Raw genomic sequence first — 19569 nt, forward strand, 5'->3', positions numbered from 1 at the left:
GCGGGGACGGACCGCGCCGATGCAGAACGAATCTTATAGACGCACTTGTTTAAGCGTCAATCGGTTTGGGTTGGGGTTAGTACTTGCTTGCCGTATGCGTTGAATGGTGCGTTCGGCAAGGCATGCGGGCCGCGGCCTCAGCCGGCCGACAGCGGCGCGGCAGCAAGGGTTTTCGCCAATTCATGCACAACGCGCTTGCGCCGGTCGCTGTCTTCGTAGTGCTTGCCCAGCGCGGACCACTCGGGGCGGCTGCGGGCTTCTTTCAATGCTTCCGGCAAGGGGCCCTTGCGCCAGGCCTCATCGTTCGGAAGATCTAGCCTCAATGGTTCGCGGGCCGCATGGCCGCGGCGCTCCAGGGCCTCGATCAGCTGGCGCTGGCGCAGCGCGAGCAGGCGCAGCACGGCATCGTCCACGCTGATCTCGCGCCAGCCGCGCAGCTTGCCGGCCACGCGCTTGCCCAGCTTCTCCACGCCTTGCCACAGCCCGCCGGCCGCGGCGCCGATCAGCATGCCGGTGCCCAGGCTCAGGCCGGCGCTCATCAGGTCCACCGCCGCGCCCGCCATGGCGCCGGCCGCGGCGCCCATGCCCACCTGCACGCCCATGTCCTTGAGCGCCTGCGGGTGGAACAGGTCCATGCCCCAGCGCTCGCCCTGCAGCGGCAGCGCATCGTCGGAAAAATCGGACGGCCGGAAGTTGTAGAGCGCCAGCAAGGCGTTGACGCAGGTCTGTTCGCGTTGGCGCACCTGGTCGCGCAGCTGGCCAGACGCGGCGGCCAGCGCGGTGTCGTCGCTGGGGCTGGACAGATGCAGCGCGGCTACGTCGATCAGCAAGTCCGCCAGCAGTTCGTAAGCCGCGGCGTGGCGGTCGCGGCGCTGCGCGGCCAGGCTGTCGGAGAGCCGCGCCAGCGCGCCCGCGTGGCGGTCCAGCAGCACGCCCAGCTTGGCGTAGAGCTGCTGTTCGCCGTCCAGCGGCGGTGCGACGGTGTCGAATTCGACCACCGCATGCAGGCCCAGGCGGGCCATCGCGCCGCGCCATTCGTCGGCGCGATGCGCCGGCGCGTTCACGAAGTTCAGCACCGGCAGCAAGGGGCGGCCGCAAGCGGCAAGGATGGCGAGCTCGTCGCGGTGCTTGCCCAGCACCGGATCGCGCGCGTCGATCACGTATAGGGCGGCATCGCAGTCCAGCATCTTGGCCAGGACGCGGGCCTCCTGCTCGTAGCGGCCGTGCGCTTCCGGCGTGTCCAGGAAGCGGCGGATGCGCGCCGGGCCGTCCAGCCGTTCGCCGGGATGGTCCAGGCGTTCCAGGTACTCCAGCAAGGCGATGCTGTCTTCCATGCCGGGCGTGTCGAACCATTCCAGCACGGGGCGCCCGTCCAGGCGCAGGCGCGCGCCTTCGACGTGGCGCGTGGTGCCGGGGCGGTCGGCGACCTCGCCGAAGGTGGTGTCGCGCGTCAGCGTGCGCAGCAGCGAGGTCTTGCCGGTGTTGGTGTGGCCCACCAGCGCGATCTTGATGAGGGCATCAGCCATGGCCGGACTCCAGCCACGCCAGCGGGGCGGCCGGCGCTTGCAGGACGGCGTCGGCGGGCAATCCCAGCGCAAGCAGGCGGTCGCGCCAGAGCGGCGCGCGGGTGTCGGCGCCGGCCTGCGGCGTGATGAGCCAGATGCGGGTCTGGCGCGCGTGCGCGGACAACTCGGCGATCAGGGACAGCGTGCCCCGGTCGGGCGTCTGGCGGGCATCGCAGGCGACCAGCAGGCGCGAGGCGGCGGCCTGGGCCAGCGCGTCCAGCACGCGGTTGCGCTCTTCGCGCGTGTCCAGGTTGCCTGCCTGCTGGATGCCGGCGGGCAGGTCCGCGGGCGGCCACGCCAGGTCGGCGGGCAGTTCCAGTCCCAGCAGCACGGGCTGGCCGCCCAGCCCGTCCAGCGACGGGGCGTGCACGCGCGGTTCGTGCAAGGGATCCACGGGACGGTCGATGCCGGTGGAAAGCGCCGGCGGTTCCAGCCGGTCGCGCAGCGTGGAGAAGCCCGCCAGCGAGGGGTCGATGCGCAGGCCGCGCAGCGCGCGCAGGGTGGCGGCCACGCACAGCGCGCCGGCCGCGAGCCGCGGCAGGATGCCGTAGACGACCACGACGCCGATGAGCCACAGCGACCATTGCACCTGCGCGTCGGCCGGCAGGGTCTGCGCGCCGTCGCTGGCGCGGATCGTGGCGGCGTCGGGCATGGGGAAACCCAGATGGGCGGGCAGCCAGCCGATGGCTTGCGTGAGCCGGACGAAGGTGTCGGGGGCCAGCAGCGTGGTGGCCCAGATGAAGCGGTAGCTGGCGGTGGACAGCACGGCCAGCAGGGCCGCCAGCGCGGCGCACAGGGCCGTCAGCCACAGCAGGTGGCTGATGCTGCCGAACAGCCAGCGCAAGGCCCCTGCGCGCGCCAGCAGGTTCAGGAAGGCCTGCGGCACCAGCGCGCCGTCGGGTCCGCGCGCCAGCTTGCGCGTGGCCCAGAGCCAGAGGCGCCCCAGCCCGGTCACGGCGGCGGGTCTCAGCAGGAAGCTGGCCAGCCACAGCAGGAAGGTCAGCGCATGCAGGCCCAGCAAGGCGCCCAGCGCCCAAAGCACGTTGACCGGTCGCGATCCGTCGCCCAGCGCGCCCAGGGCTGCGCCTATGCCCGACGCCAGGGCCAGCACGAACAGGATCATCAGGATGCCCGCGGCGCTGCGGCGCCACGCGTCGACCAGCGGGGGCAGGTTCTCGCGCTGCGCCAGGAGCGCGGCGCGGGTCAGGATGCGGGACGGCAGGTCCGCGTCGTCCAGCTGGCGTACGCGCCGGACGGCTTCCGCGTCCTCCAGCGGCCCCCAATGCGCTTCGCGCAGGCGGACCAGCTCGGCCAGCCAATGCGCGCGCAGGGAGCGCGGGCTGGCGCTATCGGCCAGGGGAGTGAGGTCGCGAGAGGTCGGGGACGGCATCGCGTCGGGAAAGGGGGGAATAGGCCCTGGGGCGATGCGCCATTGTAGACCGGGCAGGTCGGAAAACGGGGCCGGAGGCCGGCCTGGATCAGTGCGTGCCGCGGGCGCGGCGGTACTGGCCGGGCGTGACGCCGATGGCGTCGCGAAAGACCCGCGCCAGGTGGCTGGCGTTGCCGAAGCCGCTGGCCTGCGCGACGCCCGCCAGGTCGCCCCTGCCTTCGGCCAGCAGGCTCTTGGCCCGCGCCAGGCGCCTTCCGCGCACCCAGGCGTGCGGCGGCTCGCCGAACGAGGCGTGGAACATGCGGGCGAAATGGTAGGTGGACAGCGCGGCCACGCCGGCGAGCTGGTCCAGCGTCAAGGCCTCGGCCAGGTGCGCGTCCACGTAGTCCATGACGCGGCGGCGCACCCCGGGGGCCAGGCCGCCGCGGGCGGGCTGCGGCGTCTTGCGGGCCACGCCCTGGTTCAGCAGATGATGCAGCACGGTCTCGGCCGCGCTGCTGGCCGCCAGGCGGTCCGCGGGCTGGCTCCAGTCGGTGCCCAGCAGCTGCCGGCAGACGTCGATCAGCGAGTCGTCCTGGATGTAGGTGCGGTCGCGCAGCTCCAGGGTCCGGGGTTCGCGGTCCAGCCGCATGACGACTTCCCGGGCCAGGCGTTCCGGCGCGATGTACAGGTGCAGGAAGTGCACGGTGTCGTTCATGCACCAGCGGGAATAGTGTTCGGCCGGCAGCACGCAGAATTTGCCCGCGCCGCCATGCAGCGTGTCGTGGCCGACCCGGAACGACTTGTCGCCGCCGTGCAGGTACAGCGACAGCGTGTGATGGCCGGGCGTGTCGTAGCCCAGGGTTTCGCAGGCGCTGCGCGCCCACTGCGAGATCGCGATGCCTTCGCCCAGGGGGGCGGCGCGTTCCAGGGTGGCGGTGGAGCGCGACAGGGTGCGAAACACGGAGAAGTCGGCCGGGGCCGAAGCAACGGAGCTCATGGGACGGAATGCTACTGCGATCTCGCGCGCGCGACGCGCCCGATACGGACAAAACCGCAAGAACCGGCAATCCTGGCGCGCCGCGGGAGCGCACACTGGCTTTTCCGGCGACTCATCGGATCGCCGCTGTCCGTCTTGACCTGGCCGCGCATCGCATCGTGAATCTATTCCTGTATTTCCTCACCGTCGTCATCTGGGGCACCACCTGGCTCGCCATCAAGCTGCAGCTGGGCGTGGTGGCCATCCCCGTGTCGATCTTCTACCGCTTCGCGCTGGCCGGCCTGGTGCTGTTCGCGGCGCTGTTGCTGGCGCGCAAGCTGCAGAAGCTCGACCGGCGAGGCCATTGGCTGTGCGTGGGCCAGGGCCTGTGCCTGTTCTGCCTGAACTTCCTGTGCTTCTACACGGCCACGCAATGGATCCCCAGCGGCCTGGTGTCGGTGGTGTTCTCGGCCGCAACCCTATGGAACGCCCTGAACGCCCGCCTGTGGTTCGGCACCCGCGTCGCGCCGCGTGTGATGGTGGCGGGCGCGTTCGGCTTTTCCGGCCTGGTGCTGCTGTTCTGGCCGGAACTGGCCAGCCAGGAGGCCAGCCATGAAACCTTGCTGGGCCTGGGCTTTGCGCTGCTGGGCACGTTCTGCTTTTCCACCGGGAACATGTTGTCGTCCCTGCAGCAGCGCGCCGGCATCCGGCCGCTGACGGGCAACGCCTACAGCATGCTCTACGGCGCGGCGATCCTGCTGGCGGGCTGCGTAGCTGCGGGGTTGCCGTTTGAATTCGACGCCTCGCCGTCGTACGTGGGCGCCCTGCTGTACCTGGCGATCCCCGGATCGGTGATCGGCTTCACGGCCTATCTGACGCTGGTCGGCCGCATGGGGCCGGCGCGGGCCGCCTATTGCACGGTGCTGTTTCCGGTCGTGGCCCTGAGCGTGTCCACGGTCGCCGAAGGCTATCGGTGGACGCCGTTCGCCCTGCTGGGTCTGGCGCTGGTGATGTTCGGCAACCTGCTCGTGTTCACGAAATGGTCGCCGTTCTTGCGGCGCGCCGGGGCGCCCGGCGGGACCTAGCGGGCCAGCCCGCGCAGGCCTTCCAGCAGGCGGTCGATCTCCGCGTCGCTGGTGAGATAGCTGACCGATGCGCGCGCAATCCGCGTCAGGCCGCGGGCCTCCATGTCCAGCGGGGTGTAGGGCACGCCATTGCTGCCGATGACAATGCCTTGCGCCGCCAGTTGCCGCTGCACCGCCGCGGCGTCCTGGCCCGCCAGGTTGAAGGCCACCAGCCCGGATCGTTCGCGGCCCTGGTCCAGCACCGTGATGCCGGGAATGGCCGCCAGTTCGGCGCGCAGCGCCTGGGCCCTGGCGTCGATGGTCGCCCGGATGGCGTCCAGGCCCAGGTCCAACGCTTCGCGCAGGGCATTGGCCAGGCCGCAGCGCAGCGCCGGCGAGCTCTCCGCCAGTTCCAGGCGCGCGGCGTCCTGGCGCAGCACGGGCCGGCCGTCCGCGCCCAGCGGCGCGGAATGGGTGTCCACGAAGGCGGGGGTGAGCTGGTCCAGGAAGCCGCGGCGCACGTACAGCAGCCCCGTGCCGCGCGGGCCGCGCAAGGCTTTGCGGCCGGGGGTGCTCAACACGTCGCAACCGATCTGCGCTACATCCACGGGGAGCTGGCCGACTGCCTGCGCCGCATCCACGAAGTACGGAATGCCGTGGCGCTGCGCCACGCGCCCGATGGCGGCGGCGGGGTTGATGAGGCCGCCGTTGGCGGGCAGCCAGGTCAGCGCGATCAGGCGCACCCGGTCGTCCAGCATGGACTCCAGCGCGTCCGCGTCCACGCATCCGCTGTCGTCCGAGGGGATGGTTTCCAGCGTGGCGCCCGCAAGTTCCGCCTTGAACCGCATGGCGGCCAGGTTGCCGCCCCATTCGTGGCGGCCGACCAGGATGCGGTCGCCGGGCCGCCAGGCGGCGAGCGCGGCGAAGGCAGCGCCCCAACCCGACGAGTTGCCGCCGGTCAGCGCGATTTCATCGGGCTGGGCATTGAGCAGTTGGGCGGCAAGCGTGCGCGCCGCCTCGGTGAGTTCGCGCGCTTTCACGCCGGCCTCCATCGGGCCCTGCGCCGCCTCCCGCGCCAGATGCGCGTGGATGGCCTGCAGCGTGGCCGCGGACGGCAGCGAGGCGCCGGCATGGTTGAAGTGGACGGTGCTTTGCGTGCCCGGCGTCAGGGCGCGCAGCGACTGGATTGCGGCTGGAGCGAGGGGGGCGGACATGGCGGTTCCTGTCGGGCGCGCCGGGCTCAGGTCTGGGTAAGCGCAATGACGGCTTCGACTTCCACGGACACGCCCTGGGGCAGGGAAGCCACGCCGACAGCGCTGCGCGCATGGCGGCCGGCGTCGCCGAACACCTCGACCATCAGGTCGGAGGCGCCGTTGGCGACCGCGCTTTGGCGGTTGAAGTCCGGCGTGCTGGCCACGAACACGCCCAAGCGCACGACGCGCGCCACGCGGTCCAGCCGGTCGCCGGTGGCGGCGGCGATCTGCGCCAGGATGCCCAGCGCGGACAGGCGCGCGGCCTGCACGCCGTCGGCGTCGGAGACCTGGTTGCCCAATTGGCCCAGATAGGCGGCCTTGCCGTCCTTGCGGGAGATCTGGCCGGAGATATAGAGCAGGTTGCCTTCCTGGACGAAGGGCACGTAGTTGGCGGCCGGGGCGGCGGCGGCTTCCAGGACAAGGCCAAGTTCGGCAACGCGGGCGGAAATGGAACGGGTCATATCGGTTCACCTGGGTAAGGTTGGGAAATGGACGAAGTGTCCCCCGATGCTATCGGCCCTGGCGCCGCGTGACCAATCAATTATTGTCCGGCACGCATGAGTAAAACTAATGCGTGCCGCCGTCGCCGGAGTCGGCGGCCGCCCGCGCGAGCCATTCCTGCAGGGCCTGGAGGGGCTCGCTCTGCGCGCCGCGCGGCGTGACGAACCACCAGCCGATGCGCGGATCCTCCAGCGAGGCGCCGGGCAGCGCCTCCACCAGCGCGCCGCTGGCCAATTGCGCGGCGATCAGCCGGTGCCGGCCCATCGCCAGGCCCTGGCCGGCCAGGGCGGCCTCCACGACGATGTTGTAGTCGTGCAGGCGCACCGTGCGTGCGCGCCCCAGGTCCAGGCCGTGCAGCCGCGCCCAGGCGTCCCATTCGAAGGGTTGCTTCGCGTGCGAGGCCAGCAGCGGATGGCGCAGCAGGTCTTCAGGGGTGCGCGGGCGTTTTTTGCCCGCAATCAGCGAGGGAGCGCAGACAACCGACAGGCGTTCCGTCATCAGCAGCCGCGCGCGGACGCCCGGCCAGACGCCGCGGCCGTAGCGGATGGCCGCGTCCACCTCGCCGCCCGCCACATCCGCCAGGCCGATATCGGGTTGCAGCTGCAGGTCGATATCGGGGTGCGCGGCGGCGAAGGCCGGCAGGCGCGGCGCCAGCCAGCGCGTGGCGAACGAGGCCAGCAGTCCGATCCTGAGGGTGTGGCGGGCGGCGGCGGGCGCGCGGATGTCGTCCGTGCCCTGGCGCAGCAGTTCGAAGGCCGCGTGCACGCGCTGGTAGTAGGCCTGGCCGGCGTCGGTGAGCGCCACGGCGCGCGTGCGCCGCTCAAAGAGCGCGACGCCCAGCTCGGCTTCGAGGCGCTGGATGTGGTGGCTGACGGCGCTTTGCGTGACGAACAGTTCCTGCGCCGCCAGAGAGAAGCTCAGGCGCCGCGCAGCCGCTTCGAAGGCGCGCAGGGAGACAAGGGCAGGCAGGGATCGCGTGGAACGCATGGTGATCGGATGCGAAGGCGTCGGGAGGGATGCGCGTCATCCTACGCCTTGTGGCGGGCATGGCAACCGCGGCCCCAATGCAAAAAGCCCGCAAGCAAGTTGCGGGCTTTTTTAAGGGTACTGCGGTAATGCAAAATTCTTGGCTCCCCGAGCTGGGCTCGAACCAGCGACCTGCGGATTAACAGTCCGTCGCTCTACCGACTGAGCTATCGGGGAACAGGTAGAGGGGCCGAATTATGCACAAAAAATCGAAAGAATGCAAAGCGGCCCGGCGAGGCCCGGGGCAGGCGGCAAGCCTATCCCTTATCATGGCCCCCAAGAAGGCTCGCGACCTCTCTTGTCTTTTCTGGGCTTACCTATGTCTTCGTTCGACATTCAATTGCTGCTCACCGCCCTGGTGAGCGTCCTGGTGCTGGTCGCTCTCATCGTCTCGCGCATCCGCATGCATCCGCTGCTGGCGCTTCTCATCGTTTCCATCGGCGTCGGTTTTGCCACGGGCATGGCGCCCGTGGCCATCGTCAAGAACCTGACGGACGGCGCGGGCAAGACCCTGGGTGCGGTGGGCGTGGTGATCGCGCTGGGCGCCATGCTGGGCAAGATCCTGGCGGATTCGGGCACGACCGAGCGCCTGGCCAATGCCATCTTGCGCCATACCTCCCCCCGCATGATTCCCTGGGCCATGACGCTGGTGGCGTTCGTCATCGGCATCCCGATGTTTTTCGAAGTGGGCCTGGTGGTGATGCTGCCGCTGATTTTCAGCGTGGCGCGCAAGCTCGAGACCCAGGAGCGCTTCAAGGGTTCGGCTTACGTATACGTGGGCGTGCCCGTGATATCGGCCCTGGCGGCCATGCACGGCATGGTGCCCCCGCACCCCGGTCCGCTGACCGCGATCGCCACATTGAAGACCACGGTCGGCCCGACCATGATCTATGGCTTCATCGCCGCGCTGCCGGCCATGATATTCGGCGGCCCCCTGTACGGCGCGTTCATCGCCCCGCGCATGACGACCCGGCCGGACGAAGCCCTGCTCGACCAGTTCACCGCAACCACGGAAGCCAACGCCGGCAACGGGGCGCCCAGCGTGGGCCTGGGCGTTCTGGCGGCCCTGCTGCCCGCCTTGCTGATGCTGGTGCATGCCGTGGCCGAGATGCTGCTGCCCAAGGATTCAAGCGTGACGCACGTGGCCGCCTTCCTGGGCAACCCCGTGGTCGCCATGTTGCTGGGCGTGCTGTTTGCGGCCGTCACGCTGGTCTTTCTTCGCGGCGGCGATGCGGAAAAGCTGCGCGACGCGCTGGGAAAGAGCCTCAAGCCCATCGCCGGCATCATGCTCATCATTGCCGGCGGCGGGGCTTTCCAGCAGGTGCTGACGAGCGCCAAGGTCGGCGACGCCATCGTGAACCTGACTCACCAGTTCGCCTTCCCGCCTTTGATCCTGGGCTGGCTGATCGCCATGCTGCTGTCTGTGTCCACGGGTTCGGCCACGGTCGGCATCGTGGGCGCGGCCGGCTTGCTGGCGCCGCTGGCGGGCGCCGACCCCTCTCTGAACCTGCCGCTGCTCGCGCTGTCGATCGGCTGCGGTTCGCTGTTCTTCAACTACGCCAACCACGCCGGTTTCTGGATGGTCAAAGAGTCCTTCGGCATGACCATGGGCGAGGCCACCAAGACGATCTCGGTGGTGCAGTCGATCGTCGCGGTAGTCGGCCTGATCATGGTCTTGCTGTTCGATATGCTGCCGCCGCTGGGCTGATGAAAAGCAAAAAGCCCAACCGTTCGGTTGGGCAGAGTGCGTGAATCTATTGGGGTGAAAGGAATGAAACATTGCCTTGAGAGTCGCATGTATGCTTATTTTTATATTTCATGGTGCCGCACATACCGTCAAAAATACCGTCAGAATGCGCCCGCTGGGCCTAGATAAGCAGATACGACGCGAGACAACTGACCGAACTCTAGGCGCACCTTGGACCCGGCCACAAAGAAGAAATCACCTGCGGTTGAGGGGTAAGATCGACCGCTTCGCGCCGGCTATCCTGGCCCGCTCGCCGGCGATGGAGTGGAATTCAGGGGACAAAAAAAGGGGCCTTTTGCCCCCGTGTGTCGTCGGCTAGGCCGCGCTAAATCGACATCCGCCCACCCGATGCGCTTCAAAGGTGTGCAGGGGCGATCAGAAGCGGGCGAAGAACCGCTGATGTACCTCTGTCCGCTCGATCTTCGCACCTGGACCGATGTACACCTCGACCCGACTAAAGGGCTTTGTGAGTTCCAGGCTATCAGGGCTTTCACTCGGAAACGACAGCTGGATCCACATATCAGGCTTCGGAAACATGGCCGTTCGAAATCTCACGGTTTCACCTGGGTCCATGCCGAACTTAGCCGTATCGTGGTTGTCGTTAAAGAAAACGCTGATCCGATCAGTGGAGTCTTTCGAGTAATGGAGTAACACGACTGGGGAAAACGTGCCCCATAGCGCAATGCAAGTCCAAAGAGCGACAAGCAAGGCAAAAACAACGCCGAAGAATTTCAACAGGCAACGCATTACATTTCTCTGGTCAGCGATTGCAGTTATGAGGTTCTTTCGCCTTATCTTCTCCTATTCCCCAAGGTACCGGTACTGCGGAAATCCATTGAAGAAGGATTGCCGTAGTTAGTTCGTGGGGTTTGGCTGCGGTGTATAGATCGCAACCCAGCTTGATCGAGATATGGTCAGGTACATCATCCGCACTCGCTGGCCACGGGCCATTCGCTGGGTGGTCCTGCATAGTCGGCACCCGTATTTCCATCACGGCCTTGTAAGAGTCGTGCATCGCTTGGGCCAACCCAGCCCCGTTGAGCAGTTCAGCAGCGCTAAAGCCAAGTGCAACACCAACGTAACCGTAATGGATGTTGGACCAAATGTCATAGTAGTAGTCGAAGCCTCCGTACTTCTGCCAACCTTTATTTAGGTTCTGGCCCAACATACTCTGTAAAGCTGGCTTGTGGTCCCAAGGCCTACCGGGTCCGACCCTCTCCGTCCACATCCCATATGCAGCCGCTCTTTGCCCTGCGGCTGCGCCGTGGAAGTCCGGCTGTCCGCCAAGTCCAGCGTACCAGGGCAACTGCTGTCATTCTGCGAGTCGGGCTTGTGGATCAGCGGTATTGGCGGCTGCAATTTTCCTTCCTTCCACAGAAAAGGGATTGGTCTTCATTTCCCGGACGATGTATTCGGCAAGCGGGACCGCCGTATCGGAATGGTCGCAATCCTCCTGCAGCAGCCCTTGGGACAGTGGCTGGTTGGTGCCTGCGCCGCCCACAAGGCCACTTGCCAAACTCCCTGAATCGCTCCCTGTCCAGGCAATGCCGCCAGGACCTGGATCAATGACCGCGATCTGTTGGCTGGCTATCAGCGTAGCGCCACAGGCGGTTTTCATACCCTCGACGGCTACAGAGACACCGTCGACAGTGAAATTGGAAACGCCCTCCACGATTGGGAAAGCGCCTTCGCATGTCGGACACGTCGCCATGTGGCCCACGCCGGCAGCTTGGCGACCGTTAACAGTGTAGAAGGGGAAACTTTGCACCACGATCCCGCCATGCGACGTCCCGTCGCCTACGCGAATAATAGGTCTGCCGATCATGCTTGCTCCAGGTATTTGAAGTAGCGCCGAGTCTATTCAGCAGGAAGGAAACAAGTCCATAGAACAAGTACCAAAGCAGTCCAGGCTCCGATTCCTTGCCCGCGCCGTCCTGGGGCATGCCTTCAAGGTCGAACGGTGCGCCGTTCAATTTCATTTTTCGCGGGCGTGAAAATTGACTTGGGGGCGCGGTGTCCGGCAACTTTTACCCCGCCCTCCCCGCATCGGTGCGCGCTCGATCTTTCGGGGGCGGGGCGGGGCGAAACCCTGACGACGCCTCATCATCGAACACCACGCCCCCAGTCGTTTTTTTTGCGCCGCCAGTTGGGGAAAACGGTTTTTTGAGGGCGTTAGTTCAAGGCTTGCCGGCAGGCGGCCCGCCTAAGTACACCTGCTAATCCGTATGGGTTGGGTATAGATAAAAGGCAAGGGCCGCACCCGGTAAAGGTTGCGGCCCTTTGGCCGACATGCCCACGGATCAATGCCCATCATCGCCGGGCGGTTCCTCGCCGGCAGTCCCACCGCCAGTACTTGCCCTGCAGGTTCACCAGCAGATACGGGCCGCCCCCGTCCGTCATCTTGCGGGCTTTCTCGGTGGGCTTGGCCTGGCGGGCGGCGGTATCGGTAAGGGGCATGGCGGACGCTCCTGACGGTATCTGATTGGCGGCATTTACGAGGTATCGTCAGAAGTACCGACACCAGACGGTAGCTGACGATAGATTTACCCAGACAATAAAAAACCCGCAAAGCCTTAGCTGGTGCGGGTTTCGAGTACTGCGCTAGATGACTCTAGAGGGGTATTTGGTGCCGGTGAAAGGAATCGAACCCTCGACCTTCTCATTACAAGTGAGCTGCTCTACCAACTGAGCTACACCGGCTTTGCGTGCCGGGGCACGCGCAGGGACTGCATTGTAATGAAAAAAATGCAGGCCCTGCTTCGCGGCGTTATTTGACGATGGTCAGGCGCGGACGCTTGGGTTCGTCGTCATCGCCGTCGTCGCCGCCGGGGGCGGCATCGGCATCGGCGTCGGGGCCTTCGGGCGCGGCGGTGTTCGCCGTCGCGCCTTGGGCGCCCGCCTCGGGCGGTTCGTAGGGCTGCACTTCGAAGCCCATGCCCGCGCCGGTTTCGCGCGCGTAGATGGCGCTGACGGCGCCCACGGGAACGTAGACGTTTTCGGTCACGCCGCTGAAGCGGGCTTGGAATTCGATGAATTCATTGCCCAGCACCAGGCGGTTGGTGGCCAGCGTGCCCACGTTCAGTGTGATCTGCCCGTCGCGCACATGCGCGAGGGGCACCATCGTGTGCTCGTCGACCTGCACGGTGATGTACGGCGTATAGCCGTTATCGGTGCACCATTCGTGCAGCGCGCGGATCAGATACGGTTTGGTCGAAGTTTCACCCATCACACAGCCAGCCTTAACGACGCATTACTTTTTCCGAAGGCGTCAGCGCTTCGATGTAGGCCGGACGCGAGAAGATGCGCTCGGCGTACTTTTGCAGCGGAGCCGCATTCTTGGGCAGTTCGATGCCGTAGTGGTCCAGGCGCCACAGGAGCGGAGCCACGGCCACGTCGAGCATGGAGAATTCCTCGCCCAGCATGTACTTGTTCTTCAGCAGCATGGGAGCCAGCTGGGCCAGGCGGTCGCGAATGTTCTGGCGCGCGTTGGCCAGTTTCTTCTCGTCGGGCTTGGCGCTGCGGTCTTCCAGCGTCGAGACGTGAACGAACAGTTCTTTCTCGAAGTTGTAGAGGAACAGGCGGGTGCGGGCGCGCATGACCGGGTCGGCGGGCATGAGCTGCGGATGCGGGAAGCGCTCGTCGATGTACTCGTTGATGATGTTCGACTCGTACAGGACCAGGTCGCGTTCGACCAGAATGGGCACTTGACCGTACGGGTTCATCACCGAGATGTCTTCGGGCTTGTTGTACAGGTCGATGTCGCGGATCTCGAAATCCATACCCTTTTCGAACAACACGAAGCGGCAGCGTTGCGAAAACGGACACGTGGTTCCGGAATAGAGCACCATCATGGCGGTAAGTCCTTTATGAAAAACGAAAGGCCAGCGCCTAAATCTAGCAGGCGCTGGCCCCAATTGCCAGGCGGGATAGGCGTACTGCCCTATCCGCCTCTTCCGTCCCCTATTGAAAAGCCGGGGGCGGCAGGAAACCTGGCGGGGCGTTGCGGTTAGCGCACGTGTTTCCAGTACGAGGCATTCAAGCGCCACGTAACAAAGAAGAACAGCAGCAGGAACAACATGACACCGACGCCGATACGGACACGGAGTGTCTGGACGGGTTCGGACATCCAGGACATGAACGCGGTCAGGTCGGCGACGTCGTTGTCGTATGTTGCGACTTGGGCCGGGTTGGCGGCCTTAAATTTGGCATCGAAGGTGGCATGGCCGTGGTAGTTGGCTACCGGTTCGGCCTTGACCGTGGAAAAACCCTGTGCATCGTACACCGTGGTGACGCGTTCCCAGGTTTTGGGAGCGCCTGCCTTGGCGTCCTTGGCTTCCACTTCATGCATGGCGACGGTCGTGAGCTCGCGCGGACCCTGGTCTTGCCAGAGGGCGTGAGGCATGCCGACGGCCGGGAAAACCAGGTTGTTCCAGCCCGTGGCGCGCGACGTGTCGCGGTAGAAGGTGCGCAGGTAGGTGTAGATGTAGTCGGCGCCCGAGGGGCCTGCGTTCACGGATTTGGCGCGCGCGATCACGGACAAGTCCGGGGGCGTCGTGCCGAACCACTGCTTGGCGTCCTTGGCGGTCATGGCGACGTTCATCATGTCGCCCACCTTTTCGCCCGTGAACAGCAGGCTTTCCTTGATTTGCTGGTCGGTCAGCCCGATGTCCTTGAGCTTGTTGTAGCGCATCGAGGACGCGCTATGACAGTTCAGGCAGTAGTTGACGAACAGCTTGGCTCCGTTCTGCAGCGACGGCATGTCGTTGACGCGGTACGGGGCCTTGTCCAGCGGAAATCCGCCTCCGGCAGCGAATGTTACGGTACACGTGAGCATCAAGGCCACGGCACCAATCAGCTTCTTGATCATGGTTAGTCCGTTATTCTCGTGGGCTCAGTGGGCGTGGAACGTCACGCGATCGGGCACTTGCTTGAAAGTGCCAAGGCGGCTCCATACCGGCATCAGGAAGAAAAATGCCAAGTACAGCAGCGTGCCGATCTGCGACGTGATGTTCAACGGCGGACTGGGCGGCTGCGTACCGATGTAGCCAAGCACCAGGAAGTTGACCATGAAGATGCCGTAGATCCACTTGTGCCACGTCGGGCGGTAGCGGATCGACTTGACCGGCGAATGGTCCAGCCAGGGCAGGAAGAACAGGATGACCACCGTGCCGCCCATGGCCACCACGCCCCAGAACTTGGCGTCGATGACGCGCAGCAGCACGGCCACGACGATCAGGATGCCGGGGATGGCGACGCGCATGATGCCCTTCAGGTTGCTCTTGACGAGCAGCGCGATGGCGCCCAGCACGGCGGCGCCCGCCAGCACCCAGGTGAATTCGTCGGTGGTGGCGCGCAGCATCGAGTAGAACGGCGTGAAGTACCAGACCGGAGCGATGTGCGGAGGCGTCTTCAGCGAGTCGGCGGGGATGAAGTTGTTGAACTCGAGGAAGTAGCCGCCCATTTCCGGGGCGAAGAACACGATGGCCGCGAACACGAGCAGGAAACCCGCCACGCCCACCAGGTCATGGACCGAGTAGAACGGGTGGAACGGGATGCCATCCTTCGGGCGGCCGTACTTGTCCTTCGGGCCCTGCTTGATCTCGATGCCGTCCGGGTTGTTCGAGCCGACTTCGTGCAGCGCGACCAGGTGAGCAGCCACCAGGCCCACCAGCACCAGCGGAATGGCGATGACGTGGAAGGCGAAGAAGCGGTTCAGCGTGGCGTCCGACACGACGTAGTCGCCGCGGATCCAGATGGACAGTTCGGGACCGATGAACGGAATGGCGGCGAACAGGTTCACGATCACCTGGGCGCCCCAGTACGACATCTGGCCCCACGGCAGCAGGTAGCCGAAGAAAGCTTCGGCCATCAGACAGAGGAAGATCGCAACGCCGAAGATCCACACCAGTTCGCGCGGCTTGCGGTAGGAACCGTAAAGCAGGCCGCGAAGCATGTGGAGGTACACGACGACGAAGAACATCGACGCGCCGGTGGAGTGCATGTAGCGCACCAGCCAGCCCCACGGGACTTCGCGCATGATGTATTCGACGGATTGGAATGCGCGTTCGGCATCCGGCTTGTAGTGCATGACCAGGAAAATGCCGGTCACGATCTGCAGCACCAGCACCAGCAGCGCAAGCGAGCCAAAGAAGTACCAGAAGTTGAAATTCTTTGGTGCGTAATACTCGGACAGATGGGCTTTCCAGGTGGAAGTCACCGGGAAGCGCCGGTCCAGCCAGCCCAACAGGCCTGTCGTCTCGACGGTTTTCTCGCCAGCCATGTAACGGCTCCTTCTCTAATACGTGGCGTATTTGTTTTACTTACGTAATTCGGGAAAAAAGCGCGACGCGAGCGTCAGGCCTTGTTGTCTTCATCGACGCCCACGATGATGCGGGTGTCGGTGAGATATTGGTACGGCGGAACTTCGAGATTATCGGGAGCGGGCTTGTTCTTGAAGACCCGGCCAGCGAGGTCGAACGTGGAGCCGTGGCACGGACAGAGGAATCCGCCTTGCCAGTCCGCGCCCAGACCGCCGCCGCCACCCGTTTCGAAGTGCGAAGTAGGCGAGCAGCCCAGATGGGTGCAGATGCCGACGCAGACGAAGAGCTCGGGCTTGCGCGAGCGGCCCTGGTTTTCGGCGTAGGCGGGAGTAAAGCCGGGTCGTTGGGAATTCGGATCGGCCAGCAAGGGATCCAGCGTCTTCAGAGCGGCGAGCTGCTCGGGAGAACGGTGCATGATCCAGACTGGCTTGCCGCGCCATTCGACCGTCTTCATGGTGCCGACGGGAATGTCGCCGACGTCCACTTCAACGGGCGCTCCGGCCGCGCGGGCTTTTTCGGAGGGAGAAAACGTGCTCACAAGCGGTATTGCCGTTGCGACACCTGCTACGCCGCCCACAGCACAGGCGGTGGTAACCCAGAAACGTCGCGAAGGATCAGGTGGCAGGTTGGGATCAACCGCACCGTCATCGTCATGCACCAGCGTATCCTGACTCATCTTCCTATCCTTGTTGATGCGCCCGCTCTACGAGTAGCATCACTTCTGCGGCATCGGGTTCGCGGGAATATGTAACAACATAGCAACCGCGTATTATAGCGCCAGCCCACTCACGGGCGTATCACGAATGGAGTGCTTTTATGAGCAAAGCGACTGGTTTCGTCAAAGAATTCCGAGATTTCGCTGTAAAAGGCAATGCTGTCGACCTGGCTGTCGGTGTCATCATCGGCGCGGCGTTCGGCAGGATTGTCGATTCGCTGGTCAGGGACATCGTCATGCCCCTGGTCAATTTCGTGCTTGGCGGTTCGGTCGATTTCTCAAACAAGTTCCTCGTCCTGTCCATGCCGGCCGGCTACAACGGCCCCATGACCTACGCCGACCTCGCCAAGGCGGGCGCGAACGTGTTTGCGTGGGGCAACTTCGTCACCATCATCATCAACTTCGTGTTGCTTGCGTTCGTGATCTTCTGGATGGTCAAGGCCATCTACAAGGCCCGCCGCAAGGCTGAAGACGCGCCGGCCGCAACGCCCGAAGACGTGGCGCTGCTGCGCGAGATCCGCGACCTGCTCAAGAAGCAGCCATGAAAAAGCGCCCTTCGGGGCGCTTTTTTTTGCCTTGGGGCAGCACGCTCGCGCAGCGGGCGCGCGGTGCAGGCCCTTCCTTTCAGGCGGGATTGTCGATGTCCACGAACTCGACCTTGACGCCGAACTGCTCGGCCACGGCCTGGCCCAGCGCCTCCACGCCATAGCGTTCGGTCGCGTGGTGGCCCGCGGCGATGAAGCCCACGCCGGTTTCGCGCGCCAGATGGACCGTGGATTCCGATACTTCCCCCGTGATGTAAGCGCTGGCGCCGGCATCCACGGCGTCGGCCAGCATGCCTTGCGCGCCGCCCGTGCACCAGGCGACCTGCGCCAGCGGCTGGTCCGGATCGCCCACGACCAGCGGTTGCCGGCCCAGGCGCTGCGCCACCCGCTCGCCGAGCTGGCCCAGGGTCTGCAGCCCCGCGGCCTCGCCCAGCCAGACCAGGTTGTCCTGTCCGCAGGTGAGCGGCGAGCCGTCATCGCGCCGCGCGGGCGCCAGGCCCAGCACGCGTGCAAGCTGGGCGTTGTTGCCCAGCGTCGGATGCGCGTCCAGCGGCAGGTGGTAGGCGTACAGGTTCAGGTCGTTCTTCAGGGTCAGGGCCATGCGGGTGCGGCGGGTGCCGATGACGCGGCGGTCCTCGTTGCGCCAGAGCCAGCCGTGATGGACCAGCACCGCGTCCGCGCCGCGTTCGACCGCGATGCGCAGCAATGCCTCGCTGGCGGTGACACCGGTGATAATGTGTCCGATTTCGGATCGACCTTCCACCTGCATCCCGTTGGGACAGTAGTCCTTGAAACGCGCCGCTTGCAGGGTGTCGTCCAGCCAGCTGGCCAGGACGCGGGAGTCCACTTTACTCATTGCTAGTCCTATCAGAAACATGCGCCGATATTGGCTGATATTCGCTCAGGCCGTCACGGTCTGCCTGGCTATTCTATTCGTAGTGACGACCCTGCGGCCCGATCTGCTGCGCCTGGCCGGCCCGGCCGCGGCCCCGCAGGCGGCGACGGCCGCGGGCCAGCCGTCCGCCGGGCGCGGCGCGGGGGTGGTGTCCTATGCGGACGGCGTGGCCCGCGCGGCGCCCTCGGTGGTCAACGTGTTCACCACCAAGCACGTGAACGTGCCGCTGATTCCGCTGCCCGACGACCCCTTGCTGCGCGAGCTCTTCGGCCAGGTGCCCGGGGTCAGCCGCCGCGAGGCCTCGACCAGCCTGGGGTCCGGCGTGATCGTCAACCAGGACGGTTATGTGCTGACCAATTATCACGTGGTGCAGGCCGCCGACGCGATCGAGGTGGCGCTCAAGGACGGCCGCCGCGACACCGCCAAGGTGGTGGGCGCGGACCCGGACACTGACCTGGCCGTGCTGAAACTGTCGAAGCTGCGGTCCCTGCCCGCCGCGCCGCTGGCGCCCGACCGGGGCTTGCGGGTGGGCGATGTGGTGCTGGCGATCGGCAATCCGTTCGGCGTGGGGCAAACCACCACGCAGGGCATTGTGTCGGCGCTGGGCCGCAACGGACTGGGCCTGAACACCTACGAGAACTTCATCCAGACCGATGCGGCGATCAACCCCGGCAATTCCGGCGGGGCGCTGATCGACGCCGAGGGCAACCTGGTGGGCATCAACACCGCCATCTATTCCGAATCGGGCGGATCGATGGGCATCGGCTTTGCCACGCCCATCGAGATTGCGCGCAAGGTCATGGACGAGATCGTCAAGACCGGCGGGGTCAAGCGCGGCTGGCTGGGCGTGGAGCCGCAGGATGTGACGCCGGAGCTGGCGCGGGCCTTCGATCTGGGGCGCGACACCACGGGCGTGATCATTGCCGGCGTCATGCGCGACGGCCCGGCCGCGCGGGCAGGCTTGCGCGTGGGCGACATCGTGCAGTCGGTCAATGGCAAACGGGTGGCCGACACCATCAGCCTGCTGTCGGAAATTGCGCAACTGCCTCCGGGCGGGCGCGCCACGCTGGGGATAGTGCGTTCGGGTAAGCCCGCCGAGCTGGCGGTGGTGGTGGGCACGCGGCCTGGCAAGCCGCGCTAGGCGGCGCGCCGCCGCGGTTCTAGCGCGCATGCGGCGGAATGCCCCTACGCGGCGTCCTGCCCCTCGACGATCAGGCGCACCACGCTCAGGACCTTTTTCTTGGTGCTGTCCGGCTGCTGGCGCAGCAGCGCGCAGATCTCGATGCAGTAGCCTTCGCCGGCGCTGCCCGCGCCATCCTGGAGCCAGGGCGCGAGGCCCGGGGCGGGATCAGGGGAGCTGACCACGCCGTCCGTCAGCCACGGCACGCTGGTGTCCAGCGCGAGGGCCAGGCGCACCAGCGTGCCGCGGGCCGGCGAATAGCGGTCTTCACGGCGGGTAAGAATGCGATGGATGCAGGACTGCGGCACGCCGGAGATGCGCGCGAGCTGGTTCTGGCTGTGGATGCCGCGCCACCGCATCAGGGTGCGCAGCCGTTGAGCGAGCGACATGACCGCAATGTAGGATTGCGG

Annotated in this window: 21 protein-coding genes and 2 tRNA genes; 4 read left to right on the top strand and 19 right to left on the bottom strand. The window is 65.8% G+C overall.

Features of this window, described 5'->3' with window-relative positions; translation table 11 throughout:
• Positions 1–137: 137 nt before the first annotated feature.
• The 3 genes from ACFWP0_RS02830 to ACFWP0_RS02840 all read right to left on the bottom strand — a co-directional run bounded on the left by ACFWP0_RS02830 (position 138) and on the right by ACFWP0_RS02840 (position 3934).
• On the bottom strand, positions 138–1526 hold the full coding sequence (locus ACFWP0_RS02830; RefSeq protein ID WP_377839510.1) for a GTPase/DUF3482 domain-containing protein: 1389 nt from the start codon (positions 1524–1526) through the stop codon (positions 138–140).
• Positions 1519–2955, bottom strand: coding sequence for a DUF2868 domain-containing protein (locus ACFWP0_RS02835; protein WP_377839512.1), 1437 nt, complete (start codon positions 2953–2955; stop codon positions 1519–1521). The genes ACFWP0_RS02830 and ACFWP0_RS02835 overlap by 8 nt, the downstream gene beginning before the upstream one ends.
• Positions 2956–3043: 88 nt before the next feature.
• Positions 3044–3934 carry a helix-turn-helix domain-containing protein gene (locus tag ACFWP0_RS02840; protein WP_377839513.1) on the bottom strand — a complete coding sequence of 297 codons (891 nt, stop codon included), beginning with the start codon at positions 3932–3934 and terminating at the stop codon, positions 3044–3046.
• Positions 3935–4092: 158 nt separating this feature from the next.
• Between ACFWP0_RS02840 and ACFWP0_RS02845 the strand changes: the two genes are divergently transcribed.
• Positions 4093–4998: a DMT family transporter gene (locus ACFWP0_RS02845; protein WP_377839515.1), complete on the top strand. Its 906-nt coding sequence runs from the start codon at positions 4093–4095 to the stop codon at positions 4996–4998.
• Here the strand turns inward: ACFWP0_RS02845 and ACFWP0_RS02850 are convergent.
• The 4 genes from ACFWP0_RS02850 to ACFWP0_RS02865 all read right to left on the bottom strand — a co-directional run bounded on the left by ACFWP0_RS02850 (position 4995) and on the right by ACFWP0_RS02865 (position 7934).
• Positions 4995–6191 carry an aminotransferase class V-fold PLP-dependent enzyme gene (locus ACFWP0_RS02850; RefSeq protein WP_377839517.1) on the bottom strand — a complete coding sequence of 399 codons (1197 nt, stop codon included), beginning with the start codon at positions 6189–6191 and terminating at the stop codon, positions 4995–4997. The two genes, ACFWP0_RS02845 and ACFWP0_RS02850, sit on opposite strands and share 4 nt — an antisense overlap.
• Positions 6192–6217: 26 nt before the next feature.
• The gene (locus ACFWP0_RS02855; RefSeq protein ID WP_377839518.1) at positions 6218–6691 is read right to left on the bottom strand and encodes a RidA family protein; all 474 of its coding nucleotides are present in this window, start codon (positions 6689–6691) and stop codon (positions 6218–6220) included.
• Positions 6692–6797: 106 nt separating this feature from the next.
• Entirely contained in the window at positions 6798–7718 is a 921-nt protein-coding gene (gene gcvA / locus ACFWP0_RS02860) for a transcriptional regulator GcvA (RefSeq protein ID WP_377839520.1), read from the bottom strand.
• Between the two features lie 140 nt (positions 7719–7858).
• Positions 7859–7934: transfer RNA gene (locus ACFWP0_RS02865), tRNA-Asn, on the bottom strand.
• Positions 7935–8076: 142 nt separating this feature from the next.
• Here ACFWP0_RS02865 and ACFWP0_RS02870 point away from each other — a divergent pair.
• Positions 8077–9465, top strand: coding sequence for a GntP family permease (locus ACFWP0_RS02870; protein ID WP_377839521.1), 1389 nt, complete (start codon positions 8077–8079; stop codon positions 9463–9465).
• Positions 9466–9879: 414 nt separating this feature from the next.
• Here the strand turns inward: ACFWP0_RS02870 and ACFWP0_RS02875 are convergent, their stop codons facing one another.
• From ACFWP0_RS02875 to petA, 10 genes are all read right to left on the bottom strand, one after another.
• Positions 9880–10251, bottom strand: coding sequence for a hypothetical protein (locus tag ACFWP0_RS02875; protein WP_377839522.1), 372 nt, complete (start codon positions 10249–10251; stop codon positions 9880–9882).
• 13 nt (positions 10252–10264) lie between these two features.
• Positions 10265–10732 (bottom strand): polymorphic toxin type 44 domain-containing protein, encoded by a 468-nt coding sequence (locus ACFWP0_RS02880; protein ID WP_377839523.1) that lies wholly within the window; start codon positions 10730–10732, stop codon positions 10265–10267.
• Between the two features lie 84 nt (positions 10733–10816).
• Positions 10817–11329: a PAAR domain-containing protein gene (locus ACFWP0_RS02885; RefSeq protein ID WP_377839525.1), complete on the bottom strand. Its 513-nt coding sequence runs from the start codon at positions 11327–11329 to the stop codon at positions 10817–10819.
• Between the two features lie 485 nt (positions 11330–11814).
• A complete protein-coding gene (locus ACFWP0_RS02890) occupies positions 11815–11961 on the bottom strand; it encodes an integrase arm-type DNA-binding domain-containing protein (protein ID WP_377839526.1) in 147 nt (48 codons plus the stop codon).
• A 167-nt stretch (positions 11962–12128) separates the two neighbouring features.
• A tRNA-Thr gene (locus ACFWP0_RS02895) sits at positions 12129–12204 on the bottom strand.
• A gap of 67 nt (positions 12205–12271) precedes the next feature.
• Complete coding sequence (locus tag ACFWP0_RS02900; RefSeq protein ID WP_377839527.1) at positions 12272–12730, bottom strand: ClpXP protease specificity-enhancing factor; 459 nt, start codon at positions 12728–12730, stop codon at positions 12272–12274.
• Between the two features lie 13 nt (positions 12731–12743).
• A complete protein-coding gene (locus tag ACFWP0_RS02905; protein WP_006388039.1) occupies positions 12744–13355 on the bottom strand; it encodes a glutathione S-transferase N-terminal domain-containing protein in 612 nt (203 codons plus the stop codon).
• A 155-nt stretch (positions 13356–13510) separates the two neighbouring features.
• Positions 13511–14371 carry a cytochrome c1 gene (locus tag ACFWP0_RS02910; protein ID WP_377839528.1) on the bottom strand — a complete coding sequence of 287 codons (861 nt, stop codon included), beginning with the start codon at positions 14369–14371 and terminating at the stop codon, positions 13511–13513.
• Between the two features lie 24 nt (positions 14372–14395).
• Positions 14396–15784, bottom strand: coding sequence for a cytochrome bc complex cytochrome b subunit (locus ACFWP0_RS02915; protein WP_377839530.1), 1389 nt, complete (start codon positions 15782–15784; stop codon positions 14396–14398).
• A 74-nt stretch (positions 15785–15858) separates the two neighbouring features.
• On the bottom strand, positions 15859–16500 hold the full coding sequence (gene petA / locus ACFWP0_RS02920) for a ubiquinol-cytochrome c reductase iron-sulfur subunit (RefSeq protein WP_377839531.1): 642 nt from the start codon (positions 16498–16500) through the stop codon (positions 15859–15861).
• A gap of 140 nt (positions 16501–16640) precedes the next feature.
• On the opposite strand from petA, the gene mscL reads away from it, so the two are divergent.
• Positions 16641–17084, top strand: a complete 444-nt coding sequence (mscL, locus tag ACFWP0_RS02925; protein WP_377839532.1) for a large conductance mechanosensitive channel protein MscL — start codon at positions 16641–16643, stop codon at positions 17082–17084.
• A 79-nt stretch (positions 17085–17163) separates the two neighbouring features.
• Here the strand turns inward: mscL and ACFWP0_RS02930 are convergent, their stop codons facing one another.
• Positions 17164–17940, bottom strand: a complete 777-nt coding sequence (locus tag ACFWP0_RS02930; protein WP_377839534.1) for a Nif3-like dinuclear metal center hexameric protein — start codon at positions 17938–17940, stop codon at positions 17164–17166.
• Positions 17941–17959: 19 nt separating this feature from the next.
• On the opposite strand from ACFWP0_RS02930, the gene ACFWP0_RS02935 reads away from it, so the two are divergent.
• Positions 17960–19120 carry a trypsin-like peptidase domain-containing protein gene (locus ACFWP0_RS02935; RefSeq protein WP_377839535.1) on the top strand — a complete coding sequence of 387 codons (1161 nt, stop codon included), beginning with the start codon at positions 17960–17962 and terminating at the stop codon, positions 19118–19120.
• Between the two features lie 44 nt (positions 19121–19164).
• Here the strand turns inward: ACFWP0_RS02935 and ACFWP0_RS02940 are convergent, their stop codons facing one another.
• The gene (locus ACFWP0_RS02940; protein ID WP_377839537.1) at positions 19165–19548 is read right to left on the bottom strand and encodes a helix-turn-helix domain-containing protein; all 384 of its coding nucleotides are present in this window, start codon (positions 19546–19548) and stop codon (positions 19165–19167) included.
• Between the last annotated feature and the right edge of the window lie 21 nt (positions 19549–19569).

It is taken from the genome of Achromobacter sp. NPDC058515, assembly GCF_042721735.1.
Lineage (GTDB): Bacteria > Pseudomonadota > Gammaproteobacteria > Burkholderiales > Burkholderiaceae_B > Achromobacter.